We start from the raw sequence: 18932 nt of genomic DNA, 5'->3' as shown, positions 1-18932 counted from the left end.
CTAGGCGTTGGCGTAGTCCGCCACAGGAACACAGCTACAGAAGAGATTGCGATCGCCATACACGTTGTCCACCCGGCCCACGGTAGGCCAGTACTTGGACGCTTTCAGGGTGGCCAGCGGGAAGGCGCCGGCCTCACGGCTGTAAGGGCGGTCCCACGCGGCGCCGATCACACTGGCTGCGGTGTGAGGAGCATGCTTCAAGGGGTTGTTGTCCTGTGGCCAGACGCCGCCCTCAACTTGCGCAATTTCGCCACGGATGGCAATCATGGCGTCGATAAAGCGGTCCAGTTCGGCCAGCGTCTCGCTCTCGGTGGGCTCCACCATCAAAGTGTTGGGCACGGGGAATGACAGCGTGGGCGCGTGAAAGCCATAGTCCATGAGCCGCTTGGCCACGTCTTCAGCCATCACGCCGCAGGTCTCTTTGAAGTGGCGCAGGTCCAAGATGCACTCGTGCGCCACATGCCCGTTGGCAGATGCGTACAGCGTTGGGTAGTGGTCTGCCAGGCGGGCGCTGATGTAGTTGGCGCTCAAAATCGCCACTTCGGTGGCTTGCTGCAGGCCGTCCGGTCCCATCATGCGGCAGTACATCCAGCTGATCGGCAGCACCGCTGCGTTACCCAAGGGCGCTGCGCTCACCGCACCGGTGCCGGGCACACCGCCCGTGGCATGGCCGGGCAAGTAGGGCACCAAATCTTCCACCACACATACGGGTCCGACACCGGGGCCGCCACCGCCGTGGGGAATGCAGAAGGTTTTGTGCAGGTTCAGGTGGCTCACGTCGCCGCCGAACTCACCGGGGGCGGCAGTGCCCACCAGCGCGTTCATGTTGGCGCCGTCCACATACACACGGCCGCCGTGCTGGTGCACCAGTGCGCACAGCTCTTTGACCGAGGTCTCGAACACGCCGTGGGTGCTGGGGTAGGTGATCATCACCGCGGCCAGGTTGGCGCTGTGCTGCTCGCACTTGGCAGAGAGGTCAGCCATGTCCACGTTGCCGTTGTCGTCGCACTTGGTCACGACTACGGTCATGCCGACCATCATGGCGCTGGCAGGGTTGGTGCCGTGCGCGCTGCTGGGAATCAGGCAGATGTTGCGGTAGCCTTGGCCACGGGCTTCGTGGTAAGCCTTGATGACCAGCAGGCCGGCGTATTCGCCCTGGCTGCCGGCGTTGGGTTGCAGGCTGATGCCCGCGTAGCCGGTGGCGGCGCACAGCCAGGCGCGCAGTTGCGCGTCCAGCTCGGCATAGCCTTCGCGCTGATCGGCCGGGCAGAAAGGGTGGATGTTGGCGAACTCGGGCCAGGTGATGGGGATCATCTCGCTGGTCGCGTTGAGCTTCATGGTGCAGGAGCCCAGCGGGATCATGCTGCGGTCCAGCGCTAGGTCTTTGTCACTCAGCATGCGGATGTAGCGCAGCATGCCGGTCTCGGAGTGGTGGGTGTTGAAGACCGGGTGCGTGAGGAATGCACTGGTGCGGCGCAGAGCAGCGGGGATCAAAGGTTGTGCGCCGGCTTGCAGCGCTTCGATCGTGGGCAGGGTCTGGCCCGGTTGGGCGAAAAGGCTCCACAGCAGCGCTACATCGTCGCGGGTGGTGGTCTCGTCCAGCGAGATGCAAATGTAGTCATCCCAAGCAATTCGCACATTCACGCCCGCAGATACTGCGCGAGCAGCTATGGATTTGGTAGCGCCGTCGGTCTTGACGCACAAGGTGTCAAAGGTTTGCGGGCTGCCGGTGTGGAGGCCCAGTTGCTCCAGGCCCTTGGCCAGGATGGCGGTGAGTGTGGCAACGCGGGTGGCGATGCGCTTGAGGCCTTCCGGCCCGTGGTACACGGCGTACATGCTGGCCACCACGGCCGGCAGCACCTGCGCAGTGCAGATGTTGGAGGTGGCTTTTTCGCGGCGGATGTGTTGCTCGCGGGTTTGCAGGGCCAGGCGGTAGGCGGGGTTGCCGTGCACGTCCACACTCACGCCCACCAGACGGCCGGGCATGGAGCGTTTGTATTCGTCGCGGCAGGCCATGAAGGCGGCGTGGGGGCCGCCGTTGCACAGCGGCATGCCGAAGCGCTGGGTGGTGCCGACCACGATGTCCGCACTGTCGGCCGCGCCGGGGGCGCCGCCCCATTCGCCGGGTGGGGTCAACAAGGTCAGGGCCAGCAGGTCGGTGGCGGCAATAAAGGCCGCTTGCTTGGCGTGCACCTTGGCCACGTCGGCGCGCAGGTCGTCAATGCGGCCGCTGGTGGCGGGGTACTGGGCCAGCACGGCAAAGTAGTCGCCCGCCAAGGCGGCTTCCCATTCGGCAGCGGAGTTGGCCAGTTGCACCGTGATGCCCAGGGGCGCGGCGCGGGTCTGGATCACCTCGATGGTTTGGGGGTGGCAGTCGCCTGCCACCACAAAGGTGTTGCTCTTGCTTTTGACCGAGCGCTTGGCCAAGGTCATGGCTTCTGCGGCGGCGGTGGCTTCGTCGAGCATGGAGGCGTTGGCAATCGGCATGCCGGTCAGGTCGCACACCATGGTCTGGAAGTTCACCAGCGCTTCCATGCGGCCCTGGCTGATCTCGGCCTGGTAGGGCGTGTAGGCGGTGTACCACGCGGGGTTTTCCAGAATGTTGCGCAGGATCACGCCGGGCGTGTGGGTGCCGTAATAGCCCTGGCCGATGAAGCTTTTGAGCACCTTGTTCTTGCCCGCGACCGCCTTGAGTTCTGCCAACGCAGCCGCTTCGCTAATCGCTGCCGGAATCGCCATGGCGCTCTTGCGCGCGATGCTGGCGGGCACGATGCTGGCAATCAGGTCGCTGCGCGACTTTTCGCCAATGGCTTGCAGCATGACGGCTTCGTCGTCCGCAAAAATGCCGATGTGGCGTGCCTGGAATTCGCTGGCGTTTTCCAGCTGGGCCAAGGTGGGCGTGAAGGTGGGGGCAGAGGTAGACATGGCGGTCGGTGGGTTCGGTGGTGGGCGGGCTATCGGGTTGTTCACTGGTTCAAGGTGAGCCCCGGGGAGCTGCGCAGGTGGTGCCTGCACAGCGCCGGTGCGGCGTTACGCGTTGGCGGAAAACGCGGTGTAGCTGGTCTCGTCCATCAGACCGTCGAGTTCGGCCGGGTTGGACAGCTTGACCTTGAAGAACCAGCCGGCGCCCAGCGGGTCGGTGTTGGCCAGCGAGGGGTCATCGCGCAGGGTTTCGTTGACCTCAAGGATTTCGCCGGTGACGGGCATGTACACGTCGGCAGCGGCTTTCACCGATTCGACCACGCCGGCCACGGCCTTGGCGTCGATGCTGGCGCCCACGGCGGGCAGGTCAACGAACACCACATCGCCCAGCGCGTCTTGCGCGTGGTGGGTGATGCCGACGGTGGCGATATCGCCTTCGATCTTGAGCCATTCGTGATCGGCTGTGTATTTGATAGACATAACGTTCTCCTGAAACTTGAAATTAAGGGTTTGCGATAAAGGGTTGAACCACCGGAACTGGAACCTGCCAGACGCCACTGTAGCGGCTGAAAGTGCGGTTTCCGGCGCCAAGCTGTCTCGTATCAGCCGCGGTAGTAGTTCGTAGGCACAAAGGGCATGGCGCTCACCACCATGGGCACCGGCTTGCCGCGCACGATGGCCACTACCGGGGTGCCCAACGCGGCCAGCGAAGCGTCGACGTAAGCGATAGCAATGCACTGGTTGATGGTGGGGCCGAGTAGCCCGCTGGTGACTTCGCCGATGCGGTTGCCCGCACCGTCTTGCAGCTCGGTGTGCTCGCGCACCGGAATGCGCTCCTGCGCAACCAGACCTACCCGCTTTTTAGTGCCTTTTTGGCCGCTAGCCCCCGTAGATTCTGCGAGAGCAGCTAGTATTTTTGTAGCACCAGGGAAGCCGCCTTCGCGCGCACCACCAGTGCGGCGCACCTTTTGCATGGCCCAGTTCAGGCTCGCTTCGACTGGTGTGGTGGTGGTGTCAATGTCGTTGCCATACAGGCACAGGCCGGCCTCCAGCCGCAGGGAGTTGCGGGCACCCAGGCCGATAGGCTGCACTTCGGGCTGGGCCAGCAGGGCGCGGGCAAGGGCTTCGGCATGGTCGTTGTGGACCGAAATCTCAAAGCCGTCTTCACCCGTGTAGCCACTGCGGGTGAGGAATACGTCGATCTTTTGGGTGCCGGTGTCGACCGTGAAGTCTCCACCCGTCATGAAAATGAGCTTTTCCACCCCGGGTGCCAAGCGGGCCAGCGCCGTCACCGCCTGGGGGCCTTGCAGGGCCAGCAGCGCGTAGTCGGGCAGGGGGGTGACTTGGCAGCGGCTGCCGATCCGGGCTTGGATGTGGGCGATATCCCCCGCCTTGCAGGCTCCGTTGACGATGACGAAGAGCTCGTCTTGGGCCTGTTTGAAGAACATCAAGTCATCGATGATGGTGCCTTCTTCGGTCAGCAGCAGGCCGTAGCGTTGCTTGCCTACGGCGAGGTCGATCACGTCGACCGGCATCAGGCTCTCAAACGCCGCGCAGGCGTCGGGGCCGCTCAGGCGCAGCTGGCCCATGTGGGACACATCAAACAGGCCGGCCGCCTTGCGGGTGTGGTGGTGCTCGGCCATGAGGCCTGCGGGGTATTGCACCGGCATCGAATAGCCGGCAAACGGCACCATGCGGGCACCGAGTTCGAGGTGCAGGGCGTTGAGCGGCGTGGTCAACAAGGTTGTGTCAGAAGCGGACATGGCGGCGATCCAAACAATCCCGGCGCAAGGCGCCGGAGGGGCAATCCAAACCCGGACGAACGCCAAATCGCGCCCCTCCGGTGCTGCCCCCGCTGTCCGCTTTACCTGAGAGATTCGCCGGGCCTGCGTGCACCGGGTGGGGTGCGCAGACTGCGGGTTGCTCCTTCGGTGGTTTGCAAGCCGCTGCGCGGTGCAAACTCTCTCCAGTGGGGTGTTGCCGGCAGCACTGGTGCTTGCCGGCATTTGTCAGTCCTTTTGCCTGAGCGTTCAGACCGCTGCAATCAGCCGTCCTGCGCCTTCGGCGGCCCCGTGGCGGGGCTCTCTCCTGAACGGGTTGGATTCTAAACTAGCCGCAGTCGGGTGGAGGCACTTGTTACTATCCGACAGGCATTTGCCCGTTTTTACCTTTGCTGCATGCTTTATTTACTACGTCTGGTGCTGATCGGTATCCACTTCCTGGTCGCGTCTTTGATTAATCTGGTGGTGTGTCTGGCCCGCCCCTTTAACCCTGACAACTCGCGCTGGAGTGGTTGGATGTATTCCGCCCCGGCTTTGCGCTTGCTCGGCCTGTCGATGCGGCTGGAGACGGAAGACTTCAAGTCACTAGCGAACCCGTTTGTGGTGGTGGCCAACCACCAGTCCAACTGGGATTTGTTTGTGGTGGGTTACAGCGTGCCACGGCGCACCGTGTCGCTGGGCAAGAAGAGCCTGAAATGGATTCCGTTTTTCGGACAGATTTACTGGCTGGCCGGCAATATCTTGATTGACCGCGGCAATGCGGTCAAAGCCAAAGCAGCCATGTTGCACACCACCCGGGTGATGCAGGAGCAGGACACCTCCATCTGGGTGTTTGCCGAGGGCACCCGCAATCTGGGTCGCGGCCTGCTGCCGTTCAAGAAAGGTGCCTTTCAGATGGCCATTAACGCGGGCGTGCCCATCGTGCCGCTGTGCTGCAGCAGCTACAAAAGCACCATGCGTTTGAATCGCTGGCGCAGCGGCAACATCATTATTAAAACGCTACCGCCGATTCCCACTGCCGGTATGACCTTGGACGACATGCCCGCCTTGATGGAGCAGTGCCGGGCACAGATGGTGGCCTGTATCGCAGAGCTGGACGCTCGGGTCTCCGAGCCCTGAACTCAGCGCAGGGCCTGGTGCTCTGCGAACCATTGCAGCACATCACCCCACAAAGGTTGCGCTTGCCGGCGGAAGTACCCCATGTGGCCAATGGGCCCTATGCCTTGGCGGGCCGGGTCAATGTCTATGGTGCGCACTGTGGTGTTACTGTAAGCGGCCATGAATGCGTCACGGGAGCTCGGGGGCGCCCAGAGATCATCGGTCGCATTCGCGGCGACGATGGGAGTGCGGACTTTTCCGAATAGCCCCGCCACGTGGGGCATGGTGGGGTCATCAAAAAAGTAGCGCGGAAACTTGCACCAGCGCTTCCAGTCCCGATAAACGCCCAGTGGCAAGTCTTCCCCCATTTGGAGCTTGCTCCAGGCCAGATACCCTTTCCAGCGGGTGAGCAAGGGGCCGATCACATGCCACATCAATAAAACCCTGAGTTGTTCGGCACGAGGCATCCAGCCGTGCCAGCCGGCTCCGGTGGCGAAGGTGTAGAAGCGCGCCACCTTGTCATGGTTGGGCAGCAAGCCGAACGCATGCCCGCCGAATGAGTGGCCCACCATAAAGAGGGGCAGGGTGTCGTCCGCCATAGCCTCCACCGCGGCGGCGGCATCGTGAAACGCCCAATCCAGATAGTCCATGCGAAAGCCGCGCAGGTCAGCCTGCTTTGACAAGCCAATGCCCCTGTAATCCACCGTCAGCGTGTTGTAGCCCTGTTGGGCGGCATAGAGCGCAAAGTTTTTGTAAAACAACTGCGGCACACCGGTGGCACCTGCGACTACCAAGTTCCCCTTAATCTGCCCTGTTGCGGGGTAGCGCAGAGCCTGCAAGTCCTGTCCGTCGCGGGTTTTAAGGGTGATTGCTTGGGGTGTGTTCATGGGCTGGGCGTTCATGGTTGGGGTGGGAGGCTGAGGCGGATTAGTTCCACCAGCGCATCAGTGGTGTTTTGCATGGCGTCCACCTGCCCGGCCACGCGGGCCTGGATGAGGGCGCCTTCGTATGCAGACACCATCAATGCAGCGAGGTTGGCACTGCGGGCGGGGGCGACCCCCGCGTTTTCGAGGGCTGAGCCCAGTTGCTGGCGAATATGACCGAAGCCCTTGGCCAGGGCTTCGCGAATGGCCATGTCGTCCGGCGTGGACTCCGAGGCCATGGAGGCCAGCGGACAACCTTGTTGGTACCCGCTACCAGCTAGCAGCTTCTGGGCTGATGCCATCCAGGCCTGCAGGGCGTCGGCGGGGTCCACATGTCGCTGCATGAGTTTTGCCAGTCCTGCGGTGATCTGGTTCACGACAAGGTCGATGGCGGCAATGGCTAACTCAGACTTGCCACCGGGGAAGTGGTGGTACATCACGCCCTTGGGTGCACCGGCTTCTGACAAAAGCTCACTCAAGCCCACACCGTGAAAGCCGGTGCGTCGCAGGGCATTCAGCATGGCGGCAATTAACCGGTCTCTGGTGGGCGTCGGGTTGCTGTCTGTAATAGGTAATGGTGCGTTGCGGATGGGCATAGATGAATTCTATAGACCGGTCGGTCTAGTTGTCAAATGCCTGGGGCAAACAAAAACGGGACCCTGAGGTCCCGTTTCCGTGGTGAACGCCTGGCTTACATGCCCGCGTAGTTGGGGCCGCCGCCGCCTTCGGGCGTGACCCAGACGATGTTCTGGGTCGGGTCCTTGATGTCGCAGGTCTTGCAGTGAACGCAGTTCTGCGCGTTGATCTGCAGGCGGTCGGTGTTGTCTTCGTTCTTCACGTATTCATAGACTCCGGCCGGGCAGTAGCGGGCCTCGGGGCCTGCGTACTTGGCGAGGTTGATGCTTACCGGCACCGATGCGTCTTTGAGCGTCAAGTGCGCAGGCTGCTGCTCTTCGTGGTTGGTGTTGCTGATGAACACGCTGCTCAAGCGGTCGAAGGTGAGCTTGCCATCGGGCTTGGGGTAGACGATAGGCTTGCACTCAGCGGCCGGCTTCAAGTAAGCGTGGTCAGGCTTCTCGCGGCGCAAGGTCCAGGGGATGTGACCGCGCAAGACGAACTGCTCAAAGCCGTTCATTAGAGTGGCGGTGGTCAGGCCGTATTTGAACCAGTTTTTGAAGTTGCGGTCTTTGTTGAGCTCGGTATGCAGCCAGCTCTTCTCGAACGCCTCGGGGTAGGCGCCCAGCTCATCGTGCTGGCGGCCTGCCACGACGGCGTCAAAGGCGGCCTCTGCGGCGAGCATGCCGGTTTTGATGGCGGCGTGGCTGCCTTTGATGCGGCTCACATTGAGGTAGCCGGCGTTGCAGCCCACCAGGCAGCCGCCGGGGAACACGGTTTTGGGCAGAGCGTTGATGCCGCTGGCATTGATGGCGCGCGCGCCATACGACAGGCGCTTGCCGGTCACTTCGCCCTTGTCGTTTTCAAAGTAGTAGCGCACGTTCGGGTGCGTTTTCCAACGCTGGAACTCTTCAAACGGGCTGAGGTAGGGGTTGCTGTAGCCCAGGCCGGTGACAAAGCCTAGAGCGACTTTGTTGCCTTCAAGGTGGTACAAAAAGGCGCCGCCATAGGTGTCGGACTCCATGGGCCAGCCGGCGGTGTGCATCACAAAGCCGGGCTTGTGGCGGCTGGGGTCAATTTCCCACAACTCTTTGATGCCAATGCCGAAGCTTTGCGGGTCGCGGCCCTCGTCGAGTTTGTACTTGGCAATGAGCTGCTTGCCCAAGTGGCCCCGTGCGCCTTCGGCAAACACGGTGTATTTGCCTAGCAACTCCATACCGAGTTGGAAGTTTTCAGTGGGCTCGCCGTCTTTGCCTACGCCCAGGTTGCCCGTGGCCACACCCTTGACGGAACCATCGTCGTTGTAAAGCACTTCAGCTGCCGTGAAGCCGGGGAAGATTTCTACGCCCAGACTCTCAGCTTGCTCAGCCAGCCATTTGGTGACGGCGCCCAGGCTGATGATGTAGTTGCCATCGTTGTGTGCGAACGGGGGCAACACCATGTTGGGCACCCGGAAGCCCGAGTTTTCACTCAAGAAAAGGTAGGCGTCGTCGGTTACCGGCTGGTTCAGGGGGGCGCCCAAGGCCTTCCAGTCGGGAATCAGTTCGGTGAGCGCTTTAGGGTCCATGATGGCGCCGGACAAAATGTGCGCACCGGGCTCCGAGCCTTTTTCAAGGACCACCACAGAGATATCGGTGCCCTTCTCGGCGGCGAGTTGTTTCAAGCGAATGGCAGTGGACAAGCCACCGGGGCCGCCGCCCACGACAACCACGTCGTATTCCATGGATTCACGGGGGCCGAATTGAGCCAGAATTTCCTGGTTTGTCATGGGGTGTCTCGCTTGATAATGGATGGTCTTTTGAGTGAGCGTACGCGCAAAGTCCGTACGTTGCCGCCGGCAGATTTTATTCGCTGATTTTATAAAAAAGAACGACCGTTCTTTTTTAATTTGTGAAGGGACTCTAAATGGCTTACAGCATTGACCTATCGGGCCGCATCGCGTTCATTACCGGTGCCTCAAGCGGGCTCGGGGCGCAGTTTGCCCGCACCCTGTCGGCAGCCGGTGCTGCAGTCGTGCTGGCCAGTCGACGCATCGACAAGCTCAAAGACTTGCGGGCCCAGATCGAGGGGCAGGGCGGCGATGCCCATGTTATCGAGTTGGATGTGGCGGACCACGATTCGATCAAGTCCGCGGTGGCCCATGCGGAGACCGAGGTCGGCTCTATCGACATCCTCATCAACAACTCGGGTGTGAGCGCTACGCAGCGCTTGCAGGATGTGGCGCCCGAAGACTTTGACTTTATTTTCGACACCAATGTCAAAGGTGCCTTCTTTGTGGCGCAGGAGGTCGGAAAGCGCATGATTGCGCGCGCCAAGGGCGCAGCACCCGGCAGTTATACGGGCGGGCGCATTGTCAATATCGCGTCCATGGCCGGGTTAAGGGTGCTCCCGCAAATTGGTGTGTATTGCATGAGCAAAGCGGCGGTCATTCAGATGACTAAGGCACAGGCGGCAGAGTGGGGTAAGTTCGGTATTAACGTGAATGCCCTTTGCCCCGGCTACATCGACACAGAGATTAACCACGAACACTGGCATACCGATGCGGGCGCGAAGTTGGTGCAGATGCTCCCGCGCAAACGGATCGGTCACCCCCAGGACCTCGACGCTATTCTGGTGACCCTTTGTTCGGATCAGAGCCACTTTATCAATGGCGCGGTCATTGCCGCAGACGACGGTTTTGGAGTTTGAGCTGTATATGTTTCGGGTCGGAATTTTGCGTGAGAGTTCGGTGATGTTTTGCTGAGCGGAGTGCTGGCCGGGCTGGCTGCGTGAGCTCTATGGGGCTTGGTTTTCGTTGCGCCGGCATTGGTGCCTGGCTTGCTGCCCGTGGACTTGGCTGCAGGACGATTTTTAATTTTCGGTGGAGCTTCGGTATTGATCGTCGGGGTTGGTTGTCTTCAAGGGCGCTCCCGGACGCCGACATGGCGCCAAGCGGGTGCCGCTGCCCTACTCAGTGTGTTGGGTTTTACCGGCTACTACCTTCTACTGGTATATGCCATCCGCGATGCCGGTGTGGAGGTGCCCACCATGATTATCGGCACGGTCCCCGTATGGGTAATGTTGCTCGGAAAGCCTGCGGGGCTTGAGTGGCGGCGTCTTTTGCCGGGCTTGGCGCTGACGCTTTCCGGTGTGGTGCTCATGATGAACGCAGATGACCCAACTGCAGACGGTGCGCACTCTAATGACCGAGTGTTTTGGCGTGGTGTCTTGTACGGCTTACTCGCCATGGGGTGCTGGGTGGTCTTTGCGGTATTGAATTCCGCGTGGCTTAAGCGCCACCGGGAGGTTCGCTTGCTCGATTGGACCAGCTGGGTAGGGGTGGGCGCAGGCGGTGCGGCCGCAGTACACTGGATGTTCATGGGGACCAGCGCGCAGGTGCTTTTGAGCCATCCCGACATCGCTCGGTATGCCACGGTTTGCGTTTTGACGGGTGTTGGTTCTGCTTGGGCTGCAACCATGCTTTGGAACTTTGCAAGTCGCCGCTTAAGTGCAAGCCTCTGTGGCCAATTGATTGTGTCAGAGACACTGTTCGCGTTGTTTTATGCTTTTCTCGTCTATCGAGATTGGCTGCAACCACTGCAGTGGTGGGCTGCTTGTATTTTTGTGCTGGGCATGGTCGCTTCAATTTGGGCCCACGGCTGAGGTGCAGCGCATGTGCACTGCACCCGCGTCGTAAGCGGTGGATTTTTTACTTTGGAGCGAGCCGGATTGCACCATCCAGTCGTATGACTTCCCCGTTCAGCATGTCGTTCTCGAAAATATGAACTGCCAACTTGGCGTAGTCTTGCGGTGTACCCAAGCGGGAAGGGAAGGGGACACCAGCGGCCAGTGCGTCTTGCACTTCCTGGGGCATGCTAAAAAGCATCGGAGTCCCGAAAATGCCGGGTGCAATCGTCATGTTGCGGATGCCATTGCGCGCCAGGTCCCGGGCGATAGGTAGTGTCATGCCCACCACACCACCTTTTGAAGCGCTGTACGCAGCTTGGCCAATCTGGCCGTCGTAGGCCGCAACTGATGCAGTGGAAATCATGACGCCGCGCTCACCGGTGGCTTCTGCTTCATTTTTGCTCATGGCTTCGGCAGCCAGGCGGATCATGTTGAAGCTACCGATTAAGTTAACGGTGATGGTTTTGTTAAATGAAGCCAAGGCATGGGCACCGTTTTTCCCGACTGTTTTTTCGGCAGGTGCGATGCCGGCGCAATTCACCAACCCCATCAGCTTGCCCATAGAGACTGCCTTGGCGACGACTGCCTGGCCATCGAGTTCATTGCTGACATCGCATTTGACGAAAGCGCCACCAATTTCTTGGGCGATGACAGCTCCTTTGTCGGACTGCATGTCGGCGATTACCACCTTGCCGCCTTTGGCAGCAAGCATGCGGGCAGTACCTTCCCCCAAGCCCGATGCGCCGCCGGTAACGATAAAGACTTTGCCTGCAATTTCCACGTGCTACTCCTTGTAAGGTTGCTAAATTGACGTTTACGTAAACGTCAATTATGGCTTAGCTAAGTTTTTATCTATTTGAACTTTTTCAATGTGTTTCGGGAAAAGCACATTTTTATGCTGCTATACTTCGGCCTCTCGGATAAATGTAGGCGCATAGCTCAGCTGGTTAGAGCACCACCTTGACATGGTGGGGGTCGTTGGTTCGAGTCCAATTGCGCCTACCAACATTTTCCGATCCGGCCTCAGCTAGGGTAATCCTAGGTTAGCGTCAGACGGTCTCTCTCTAGAATGTGTTGCAGTGCAACACTAACTTGGCTCACACACCTAGTGCAGAGCGATCGACATGCAAAAAACCTCCTCGAAAGATAATAAGACTGCTCAGCGGGTCATCAAGAAATACCCTAATCGGCGCCTGTACGATACGGATACGTCGACCTACATCACCTTGGCTGAAATCAAGCAACTCGTGATGGATAGCGAGACTTTTGCGGTGGTAGACGCGAAGTCAGGCGAGGATCTCACCCGTAGTATCTTGTTGCAGATTATTCTGGAAGAAGAGGCGAATGGTTCACCCATGTTTACGGCGCCGGTTTTGTCCAACATCATTCGCTTCTATGGCCACGCTATGCAGGGAATGATGGGCGGTTATCTTGAGAAAAACATGCAAGCGCTCATGGACTTGCAGGCTCCGATGGTGCAGGGCGTTATGGGTAACAACATGTTCCAGCAAATGCAGGAACACATGCAAAAACAAACCGAGCAGTTTCTCGGCACCTTCGGCATCAAGCGATGAGCTAGCTGGCGGGTGTTTGAGGGGCGGACTCTGGAACTTCACACTATGACTGAAATTTTGAATCCTCTTCCTGCTACCTCTGCTGCGCCAAAGGTCGGTTTCGTAAGTTTGGGTTGCCCTAAAGCATTGACAGACTCTGAACTCATCCTGACGCAGTTAAGCGCCGAGGGTTACCAGACATCCAAAACATTCCAGGGTGCGGACTTGGTGATCGTCAATACCTGCGGTTTTATTGATGATGCGGTGAAAGAAAGTCTGGACACTATTGGGGAGGCGCTGGCTGAAAATGGCCGCGTCATCGTCACGGGCTGTCTTGGTGCCAAGACTACCGATGGTGGTGAAAACATGGTGCGCCAAATGCACCCAAAGGTGCTGGCTGTGACCGGGCCCCATGCGACCCAAGAGGTGATGGATGCGGTGCATTTGAATCTACCTAAACCGCACGACCCATTCCTGGATTTGGTGCCGCAATCCTTTGGTGTGGCTGGTGTCAAGTTGACGCCACGTCATTACGCGTATTTGAAAATCAGCGAAGGCTGCAACCACCGCTGCACGTTTTGCATCATCCCCAGCATGCGCGGAAATTTGGTGTCTCGCCCCATCGGGGATGTGCTGAGTGAAGCTCGGGCACTGTTTGAAGGCGGCGTGAAAGAGCTGTTGGTTATCAGCCAAGATACATCTGCTTATGGCGTGGATGTGAAATACCGCACGGGCTTTTGGGACGGCAAGCCTGTGAAGACCCGGATGCTGGAGTTGGTGCAGTCACTCGGGAATATTGCGGAGCCCTATGGGGCGTGGGTGCGGTTGCACTATGTGTATCCCTATCCAAGTGTGGATGAGGTGGTGCCTTTGATGGCGACTGGTCGGGTGCTTCCTTATTTAGACGTGCCCCTGCAGCACAGCCACCCTGATGTATTGCGTCGCATGAAGCGTCCTGCGAGTGGTGAGAAGAACCTCGAGCGCTTGCAGCAGTGGCGTGAAGCTTGTCCGGAGCTTGTTGTGCGGAGTACGTTTATTGCGGGATTCCCGGGCGAAACCGAAGCGGAGTTTGAGCACTTGCTTGACTTTGTCCGTGAGGCCCAGATCGATCGCGCCGGCTGTTTTGCGTATAGCGCAGTTGGTGGGGCTACGGCCAATGAATTGCCGGGTATGTTGCCGGTAGAGGTTCGCGAAGAGCGGCGCGCACGCTTTATGCAAGTGGCAGAGGAAGTCTCTGCTGCGCGTTTGCAGCGTCGTGTGGGTTCTGTAATGCAGGTGTTGGTTGATTCGGCGCCAGCGTTGGGCCGCAAAGGGGGCGTGGGTCGGAGTTATGCGGATGCGCCTGAGATTGATGGCGTTGTCAGGCTGTTGCCGCCCGAGAAAATCAGCAAGACGCTGAAGGTCGGTGAGTTCACCAAAGCCCGCATAGTCAGTGCGCAAGGGCACGACCTAGTCGCTCTTCCTATATAAATTTTATTGCCGCTGCGATGCTGAAGAGTTCGCAGTGGCTTCAATCACACAGGCAAAAAAAAGCCGCTGTTTTCACAGCGGCTTTTCATTATCTACATTACCATTGTTGGTGCCCAGAAGAGGACTCGAACCTCCACGATGTTACTCGCTAGTACCTGAAACTAGTGCGTCTACCAATTCCGCCATCTGGGCATCTCAGGAAAGAGAGAAGTATATCAAACATTTAGGCCAAAACAGCGGATTGCTGGAAGAAGTTGAAGGAATTGTTCAAGGGCATCGGGATGGACACGGTTTCGTGTCCCGCGATGACGGTGCCGCTGACATTTATCTTCCCCCCAATGAGATGCGTGCAGTGCTGCACAAAGACCGCGTCAAGGTGCGTATTGTCCGCAGTGACAGGAAGGGCCGTCCCGAGGGCCGCGTGGTGGAAATCACAGAGCGATCGAAGCAGCCGATTATTGGCCGCTTGCTTCAGGAGAGTGGCGTCTGGCTAGTAGCTCCGGAGGACAAGCGTTACGGCCAAGACGTTTTGATTCCCAAGGGCGCCACCAGTGTGGCGAAGCCCGGGCAGGTAGTGGTCGTTGAGTTGATTGAGCCCCCCGCACTTTTTGGGCAGCCTGTGGGGCGCATCAAGGAAGTGCTCGGAGAGGTTGATGACCCCGGCATGGAGATCGAGATCGCGGTTCGCAAGTACAGCGTGCCTCACGAGTTCTCTGATGCGTGCGTTGCTTTGGCGCGCACCTTGCCGGACAAGGTGCGGCCACAAGATAAATTGCAACGCATCGACTTAACAGATGTGCCATTGGTCACGATCGACGGAGAGGATGCTCGCGACTTTGATGATGCGGTCTACTGTGAGCCTGCAACCAAGGGCCGCGGTAAAACAGCGGTCAAAGGGTGGCGGTTATTGGTTGCTATTGCAGATGTCAGTCACTACGTTGAAACCGGAAATGCTATTGATGTAGACGCTTACGACCGCGCGACCAGTGTGTATTTTCCGCGTCGTGTCATTCCGATGCTGCCTGAGAAGTTGTCCAACGGCTTGTGCTCGCTGAATCCTGAGGTCGAACGCTTGTGCATGGTGTGCGACATGTTTGTGACGGCAGATGGTCAGGTCGATGCCTATCAGTTCTATCCGGCGGTAATGTGGAGTCATGCCCGGTTTACTTACACCGAAGTTGCTGCTATTTTGGGCAATACGCGGGGACCTGAGGCCAGCAAGCGCAAAGAATTGGTGCCCCACTTATTGGATTTGCACGGCGTCTATCAAGCCCTCCTGAAGTCGCGCCACAAGCGTGGTGCTGTGGATTTTGAGACGACTGAAACACAAATCGTTTGTGACGAAAACGGGCGCATCGAGAAAATCGTGCCGCGTACACGAAATACGGCACACCGCTTGATTGAAGAGGCCATGTTGGCGGCCAACGTATGCAGCGCAGATTTCATTGCCCAGAATAAGCACCAGGGACTGTTCCGGGTGCATGAAGGTCCTACTCCGGAAAAGCAAGAAACACTGCGAAACTATTTGAAGGTTAGCGGAATCGGGCTCTCGATCAGTGATAAGCCTGCGCCCGGAGAGTTCCAAGCGATAGCCGAAGCCACCAAAGACCGGCCTGATGCGCAGCAAATTCACTCCATGCTGCTGCGGTCCATGTCGCAGGCCATCTACACGCCTGTGAATAGCGGTCACTTCGGGTTGGCATTTGACGCCTACACGCACTTTACGAGTCCGATACGGCGGTACCCTGATTTGCTGGTGCACCGGGTGATTAAGGCGATCCTCGCCAAGGCGAAGTACCAGCTACCGGTATTGCCAACCCCCGGAGAGGCGCATGCCAAACTGGCCCGTCGACTTGAAAAGAATCTGGCTTCCCGCGTTGACAATCCGGCGACGAAACCCAAGAAGCTTACAGCGGAGGGAACTGCGTGGCAGGCCGCGGGCTTGCATTGCAGTGCGAATGAACGTCGTGCTGATGAAGCCAGCCGTGACGTGGAGGCTTGGCTGAAGTGCAAATACATGCGGGAGCACTTGGGTGAGGAGTATTCCGGCGTCGTGTCATCAGCGACGACCTTTGGACTATTTGTGACTCTTGATGCGATGTATGTCGAAGGCTTGGTTCACATCACTGAACTGGGCGGAGAGTACTTCCGGTTTGATGAAGCTCGGCAGGAGCTCCGGGGCGAGCGCACGGGAATACGTTATGCCATTGGCACGCGAGTCCGTATTCAGGTGAGTCGGGTTGACCTCGATGGACGAAAAATCGACTTCCGCTTGGTTCAGGAAGGGCATGGCACGCCAGTAAGGGCAGCCTCTGAAAAAGGTGGAGCCCGGGATCAGAAATCAAGTCGGCCCGAGCTCAATGCACGTGCCGAGGCTGATGCGACGCACAGTCCATTGTTCAAAGGAAAAGTCCGGCAGCAACGTTCGGCAGCGAAGCAGTCTCGTTCCGGCCGTCCTGCAGAGAAATCCGCTACTTCGGCGAAGAAAGTCGCAAAGAAGCGTCGCTAAGCTATTTGCTATAAAAATAGGAGCTGCTAGCCCATATATTTATTGGGCTGCAGCTCTATTTACATGGAATCAAGCAATCTGCTCGCTGTCAGGGCCTTGCCTGTTGGCCAGCGGTCTGCCAAAGCACCATGTAAGTAGCAGGCATGGGAGGCCGCGTCCCAAGCGCTTCTGTGCTGTCCTAGGAGGGTGCCCGTCAGGCCCGCGAGTACATCCCCTGTACCCCCAATCGCCAGCAATGCATTTCCAGTGGGGTTGACACGCGGTCTTTTACCGGGCGCCGCAATGATGCTGCCCGAACCCTTGAGTATCACCGTGCATTGAAAGACATCCGCCAGTCGTTGCGCTGCTTGGATTCGGTCTGCTTGAACATCGGCTGTGTTACATCCGAGCAGGCGTGCCGCCTCGAGAGGGTGAGGTGTCAATACGGTTGTTTCTGGTGGGCGATGCGGCAGCATTTGGGCTAAGTCGGGCTCCCGTGCGATGGCATTGAGGGCATCGGCGTCTAGTACCAAGCGCTCGGCTTGTCTAATCCAGTTGGGTAAGAAGCGGCTTATTTCTTCTCCACCGCCGCAGCCCGCAACCAGTGTGAGGCCCATTGGCGCAAGTGCCTCCGGCTGGCGTCGCATGATGTCTTTAGGAATGCTGAGGGCTTGTAACTCCGAGCCGTGCAAGCAAGCCAAATAAACCCGACCTGCACCCGCATGGAGTGCAGCGCGGGCAGCTAATACGGCCGCTCCTTCCATGCCCTGGGCACCGCCCAAGATGCCAACATCCCCAAAAGAACCTTTGTGACTGGAATGTTGCCTGAACGGCAACTCCGAAGGCGGATTCAGGCTTGCGAATGATTCACGTGTGGAATTGATGCCAAGGTTGTTTAACCAGATATCCCCGCAAGCATCGCGGCCTTGTCCTGTGAAAAGTCCGGGTTTTAGTCCGAGCAGGGTCAAAGTTGCATTGGCACGTACCCATTTGCCTGGAGTGGAGCCGGTGTCAGCATTCAAGCCGCTTGGTGTGTCCACCGCCAGAGTAGGGCTGTGATGGTGGTTCATCAGTTCTATCCAGCGCCCATAGGGATCCAACGGCGCGCAACGCAAGCCGATGCCAAGTAAGGCGTCTACGCACACATCCCAGAATGCCGGAGGTTCTGCTTGAATGCTGATGCCCGCGCGCGCCAGCTTGTCCCGTGCTTTTGAGGATTCGGCGGCGAGTTGGCTTTCGCCGGGCAGGAGAGAAACCTTGACGTTCTTTCCCCAGCCGTGAAGGTGGATGGCAGCCTCCATGCCATCGCCCCCATTGTTGCCACGGCCGCAGGCTATCCAGATGGTTTCCGCATGCGGCACTTGAGCTATCACCCATTTGGCGATCTCCAGTCCGGCAATTTCCATCAGAGACGAGTTTCCTGCGGGCGTTAACGCTTGAGCCTCTAGGCTCCGGATTTGTGACGTAGACAACAGGGCATGCTCTGAAGTGGATCGTGGGCCTTTTGAACCCACGATCCACTCAGAATTCATAGCAGTCGCCTTCGCGGGCTAGTCGGATGTCCATATTGCGGGTGATAGCCGAGTGCTGTTGTAGTGCGTCTGAAAAGACTTGCTCCAAAGCGTCATCACTCCGTGTGGGCTCGTGGTGCGTGCAAAACAGAACTTTTGCGCCACATTGGTGAGCTAAATCAATGCTGGTGCTAAACGTTCCATGTCCCCACCCTTTTTTTCCAGGGTACTCTGATGCTGTGTAGGAAGTGTCTGCAATCAGCACATCTACGCCGCGAGTGGCCTCCAGGATGACCTGATTTTTCTCTTCGACGAACGCTTGGTACTGTTCATAACCTTCGTCGTCGGGTTCGTAAATGTTGTAGGGTGGCTCGTGATCACCGGTGAAAAATACTGATTTCCCGTTGCAGTCGATGCGATAGCCAAAGTCCACCACAGGGTGGTTAAGTAAGCATGGAGTGACGATGGCACTCCCGATCTCAACGGGGACACCGGGCTCTAGAGTGACGTATTCAATGCGGGCTTTCATTTCTTCTTCTCGTACCGGGAAGTAGCTGTACTGCAACTGAACGGACATCACATGTTCGATCCCTTTGCCGGATACCGGATCAAAGCCACCATGGAGTCTTAAGGTGTTTCCGGGAATGAAGTTGGGAATAAAGAACGGCAAGCCCTGGATGTGATCCCAGTGGGAGTGGGTAATCAGCACGTTGGCCGAAACTGGCATTTCTGCCAGCAAAGTCTGTGAAAGAGGGAATATCCCGGTCCCTGCATCCAAGATGATTAACTCGTTGTTGTCCGTGCGGATTTCGATGCACGTCGTATTGCCGCCATAACGCATAGTCTTGGGGCCGGGGGATGCGATGGAGCCGCGAACGCCCCAGAACCTGACTTTCATATTGCGC

At 58.5% G+C, this 18932-nt stretch carries 15 protein-coding genes, 2 tRNA genes and 2 riboswitches; of the genes, 7 read left to right on the top strand and 10 right to left on the bottom strand.

Annotated features, from left to right (window positions below):
• The 3 genes from gcvP to gcvT all read right to left on the bottom strand — a co-directional run bounded on the left by gcvP (position 1) and on the right by gcvT (position 4685).
• Positions 1 to 2925: an aminomethyl-transferring glycine dehydrogenase gene (gene gcvP / locus QZW03_RS04540; RefSeq protein ID WP_296508699.1), complete on the bottom strand. Its 2925-nt coding sequence runs from the start codon at positions 2923 to 2925 to the stop codon at positions 1 to 3.
• A 105-nt stretch (positions 2926 to 3030) separates the two neighbouring features.
• Positions 3031 to 3402 (bottom strand): glycine cleavage system protein GcvH, encoded by a 372-nt coding sequence (gene gcvH / locus QZW03_RS04535; RefSeq protein ID WP_296508698.1) that lies wholly within the window; start codon positions 3400 to 3402, stop codon positions 3031 to 3033.
• Positions 3403 to 3524: 122 nt separating this feature from the next.
• Entirely contained in the window at positions 3525 to 4685 is a 1161-nt protein-coding gene (gcvT, locus tag QZW03_RS04530) for a glycine cleavage system aminomethyltransferase GcvT (protein ID WP_296508696.1), read from the bottom strand.
• 82 nt (positions 4686 to 4767) lie between these two features.
• A riboswitch (glycine riboswitch) is annotated at positions 4768 to 4902 on the bottom strand.
• A gap of 20 nt (positions 4903 to 4922) precedes the next feature.
• Positions 4923 to 5023: riboswitch (glycine riboswitch) on the bottom strand.
• Positions 5024 to 5099: 76 nt separating this feature from the next.
• Here gcvT and QZW03_RS04525 point away from each other — a divergent pair.
• Entirely contained in the window at positions 5100 to 5822 is a 723-nt protein-coding gene (locus tag QZW03_RS04525; protein WP_296508694.1) for a 1-acylglycerol-3-phosphate O-acyltransferase, read from the top strand.
• A 2-nt stretch (positions 5823 to 5824) separates the two neighbouring features.
• On the opposite strand, the gene QZW03_RS04520 is transcribed toward QZW03_RS04525, so the two are convergent.
• The 3 genes from QZW03_RS04520 to QZW03_RS04510 all read right to left on the bottom strand — a co-directional run bounded on the left by QZW03_RS04520 (position 5825) and on the right by QZW03_RS04510 (position 9107).
• Positions 5825 to 6688 carry an alpha/beta fold hydrolase gene (locus QZW03_RS04520; protein ID WP_296508692.1) on the bottom strand — a complete coding sequence of 288 codons (864 nt, stop codon included), beginning with the start codon at positions 6686 to 6688 and terminating at the stop codon, positions 5825 to 5827.
• 11 nt (positions 6689 to 6699) lie between these two features.
• The gene (locus tag QZW03_RS04515) at positions 6700 to 7320 is read right to left on the bottom strand and encodes a TetR/AcrR family transcriptional regulator (protein WP_296508690.1); all 621 of its coding nucleotides are present in this window, start codon (positions 7318 to 7320) and stop codon (positions 6700 to 6702) included.
• Positions 7321 to 7415: 95 nt separating this feature from the next.
• Positions 7416 to 9107, bottom strand: a complete 1692-nt coding sequence (locus tag QZW03_RS04510; RefSeq protein ID WP_296508688.1) for an electron transfer flavoprotein-ubiquinone oxidoreductase — start codon at positions 9105 to 9107, stop codon at positions 7416 to 7418.
• Between the two features lie 137 nt (positions 9108 to 9244).
• On the opposite strand from QZW03_RS04510, the gene QZW03_RS04505 reads away from it, so the two are divergent.
• Together QZW03_RS04505 and QZW03_RS04500 are read left to right on the top strand one after the other, a co-directional pair.
• Positions 9245 to 10027 carry an SDR family oxidoreductase gene (locus QZW03_RS04505; protein ID WP_296508686.1) on the top strand — a complete coding sequence of 261 codons (783 nt, stop codon included), beginning with the start codon at positions 9245 to 9247 and terminating at the stop codon, positions 10025 to 10027.
• A gap of 96 nt (positions 10028 to 10123) precedes the next feature.
• Positions 10124 to 10981 (top strand): DMT family transporter, encoded by an 858-nt coding sequence (locus tag QZW03_RS04500; protein ID WP_296508685.1) that lies wholly within the window; start codon positions 10124 to 10126, stop codon positions 10979 to 10981.
• Between the two features lie 46 nt (positions 10982 to 11027).
• Here QZW03_RS04500 and QZW03_RS04495 read toward each other — a convergent pair whose 3' ends face one another.
• Positions 11028 to 11786, bottom strand: a complete 759-nt coding sequence (locus QZW03_RS04495) for a 3-hydroxyacyl-CoA dehydrogenase (protein ID WP_296508684.1) — start codon at positions 11784 to 11786, stop codon at positions 11028 to 11030.
• A 147-nt stretch (positions 11787 to 11933) separates the two neighbouring features.
• Here QZW03_RS04495 and QZW03_RS04490 point away from each other — a divergent pair.
• The 3 genes from QZW03_RS04490 (at position 11934) to rimO (ending at position 14028) form a co-directional block, all read left to right on the top strand.
• Positions 11934 to 12010: transfer RNA gene (locus QZW03_RS04490), tRNA-Val, on the top strand.
• Between the two features lie 119 nt (positions 12011 to 12129).
• Positions 12130 to 12579 (top strand): polyhydroxyalkanoate synthesis repressor PhaR, encoded by a 450-nt coding sequence (gene phaR / locus QZW03_RS04485; RefSeq protein ID WP_296508683.1) that lies wholly within the window; start codon positions 12130 to 12132, stop codon positions 12577 to 12579.
• Between the two features lie 45 nt (positions 12580 to 12624).
• Positions 12625 to 14028 carry a 30S ribosomal protein S12 methylthiotransferase RimO gene (gene rimO, locus QZW03_RS04480; RefSeq protein WP_296508682.1) on the top strand — a complete coding sequence of 468 codons (1404 nt, stop codon included), beginning with the start codon at positions 12625 to 12627 and terminating at the stop codon, positions 14026 to 14028.
• 107 nt (positions 14029 to 14135) lie between these two features.
• Here the strand turns inward: rimO and QZW03_RS04475 are convergent.
• Positions 14136 to 14220: transfer RNA gene (locus QZW03_RS04475), tRNA-Leu, on the bottom strand.
• 49 nt (positions 14221 to 14269) lie between these two features.
• Here QZW03_RS04475 and rnr point away from each other — a divergent pair.
• Complete coding sequence (gene rnr / locus QZW03_RS04470; protein WP_296508680.1) at positions 14270 to 16537, top strand: ribonuclease R; 2268 nt, start codon at positions 14270 to 14272, stop codon at positions 16535 to 16537.
• A gap of 59 nt (positions 16538 to 16596) precedes the next feature.
• Here rnr and QZW03_RS04465 read toward each other — a convergent pair whose 3' ends face one another.
• Both QZW03_RS04465 and QZW03_RS04460 read right to left on the bottom strand, forming a co-directional pair.
• Positions 16597 to 17922 carry an NAD(P)H-hydrate dehydratase gene (locus QZW03_RS04465; protein ID WP_296508678.1) on the bottom strand — a complete coding sequence of 442 codons (1326 nt, stop codon included), beginning with the start codon at positions 17920 to 17922 and terminating at the stop codon, positions 16597 to 16599.
• Positions 17923 to 18037: 115 nt separating this feature from the next.
• Positions 18038 to 18925, bottom strand: a complete 888-nt coding sequence (locus tag QZW03_RS04460) for an MBL fold metallo-hydrolase (protein WP_296508676.1) — start codon at positions 18923 to 18925, stop codon at positions 18038 to 18040.
• Positions 18926 to 18932: the final 7 nt, after the last annotated feature.

This window comes from Rhodoferax sp., assembly GCF_013297935.1.
Taxonomy (GTDB): Bacteria; Pseudomonadota; Gammaproteobacteria; order Burkholderiales; family Burkholderiaceae_C; genus Allorhodoferax.
Note: the sequence above shows the minus strand (reverse complement) of the source record. Positions and strands in the feature narration are given on the sequence as shown.

What these genes read in the sequence shown, in the direction of transcription:
- QZW03_RS04515 (WP_296508690.1), bottom strand. Translation starts at nt 7,320, where the DNA reads ATGCCCATCCGCAACGCACCATTACCTATTACAGACAGCAACCCGACG.
- QZW03_RS04520 (WP_296508692.1), bottom strand. Translation starts at nt 6,688, where the DNA reads ATGAACACACCCCAAGCAATCACCCTTAAAACCCGCGACGGACAGGAC.
- QZW03_RS04525 (WP_296508694.1), top strand. Translation starts at nt 5,100, where the DNA reads ATGCTTTATTTACTACGTCTGGTGCTGATCGGTATCCACTTCCTGGTC.
- QZW03_RS04465 (WP_296508678.1), bottom strand. Translation starts at nt 17,922, where the DNA reads ATGGAAATTGCCGGACTGGAGATCGCCAAATGGGTGATAGCTCAAGTG.
- QZW03_RS04510 (WP_296508688.1), bottom strand. Translation starts at nt 9,107, where the DNA reads ATGACAAACCAGGAAATTCTGGCTCAATTCGGCCCCCGTGAATCCATG.
- QZW03_RS04460 (WP_296508676.1), bottom strand. Translation starts at nt 18,925, where the DNA reads ATGAAAGTCAGGTTCTGGGGCGTTCGCGGCTCCATCGCATCCCCCGGC.
- gcvT (WP_296508696.1), bottom strand. Translation starts at nt 4,685, where the DNA reads ATGTCCGCTTCTGACACAACCTTGTTGACCACGCCGCTCAACGCCCTG.
- QZW03_RS04505 (WP_296508686.1), top strand. Translation starts at nt 9,245, where the DNA reads ATGGCTTACAGCATTGACCTATCGGGCCGCATCGCGTTCATTACCGGT.
- gcvP (WP_296508699.1), bottom strand. Translation starts at nt 2,925, where the DNA reads ATGTCTACCTCTGCCCCCACCTTCACGCCCACCTTGGCCCAGCTGGAA.
- rimO (WP_296508682.1), top strand. Translation starts at nt 12,625, where the DNA reads ATGACTGAAATTTTGAATCCTCTTCCTGCTACCTCTGCTGCGCCAAAG.
- gcvH (WP_296508698.1), bottom strand. Translation starts at nt 3,402, where the DNA reads ATGTCTATCAAATACACAGCCGATCACGAATGGCTCAAGATCGAAGGC.
- phaR (WP_296508683.1), top strand. Translation starts at nt 12,130, where the DNA reads ATGCAAAAAACCTCCTCGAAAGATAATAAGACTGCTCAGCGGGTCATC.